This is a genomic window from Allobosea sp. GW822-FHT03F07 (genome assembly GCF_058801345.1).
The window spans coordinates 1-965 of the sequence record NZ_JBXAND010000032.1; the positions used below are offsets into that span (position 1 = coordinate 1).

Genomic DNA, 965 nt, shown 5'->3' on the forward strand with positions numbered 1-965 from the left:
TCGTCGAGCACGGTCGAGAGATAATACCAGCCCCATCCGGTGATCTTCAGATAGGTGAAGTCGGTCTGCCAGAGCTGATTGGGCGCCGTCGTCTTGTCCTTGAACTCGGACGCCGCCTTGATGACGATGTAGGCCGGGCTGGTGATGAGATCATGGGCCTTCAGCAGCCGGTACACCGACGCCTCCGAGACGAAGTAGCGCTTTTCGTCGGAGAAGCGCACCGCGAGCTCGCGTGGGCTCAGCTCCGTCTCGCGCAGCGCCAGTTCGATGATCTCGGCCCGGATCGGATCGGGGATTCTATTCCAGGCCCGGTCTGGTTTTGAACGATGATCGGCCAGTGCCTCGACCCCGCCGCACAGATAGCGATCATACCAGCGATAGAAGGTCGCCCTGGGGATGCCGAGCTTGTCCAGGGTGCGTCGCGCCGGCAGATGCGAGGCCTCAACCAGGCGGATGATCTCGGCCTTCTCGGATGCGGGATATCTCATGTGTCGTCTTCCCCATCCGCCAGCATGCTTTTTTTGAGCAGGCGGTTTTCCAGGGTCAGATCGGCCACGGCCTCCTTCAGCGCCTGTGCCTCACGGCGCAGTTCCTTCACCTCGTCCGACGTCGCCGCGCGCGCCGTATCGCCGGCCAGCCGGCGCTTGCCGGCGTCGAGGAACTCCTTCGACCAGCCGTAATACATCGACGAGGCGATCCCCTCGCGCCGGCACAGCTCGGCGATACTCTCTTCGCCGCGCACGCCTTCCAGCACGATGCGGATCTTCTCTTCTGCGGAAAACTGTCGGCGGGTCGCGCGGCGAATGTCCTTCACGACCTGCTCTGCCGGCGCTTTGTCCGGCCCGGAGTTCGCTGGCGCGGTCCTTCGGTTCTGTCTCATCTACGCTCCATAATGGCTGCGATGATCCAGAAATCCTCCCTTCCCGAAAACCCCTAAATGGTCTCAAGAGCGCTGACGCCGGACA

At 62.6% G+C, this 965-nt stretch carries 1 pseudogene; it reads right to left on the reverse strand.

Annotated elements, in window-relative coordinates:
* Nucleotides 1-880: pseudogene (locus AC1RMY_RS26520) on the reverse strand (transposase); the annotation flags it as partial.
* Between the last annotated feature and the right edge of the window lie 85 nt (nucleotides 881-965).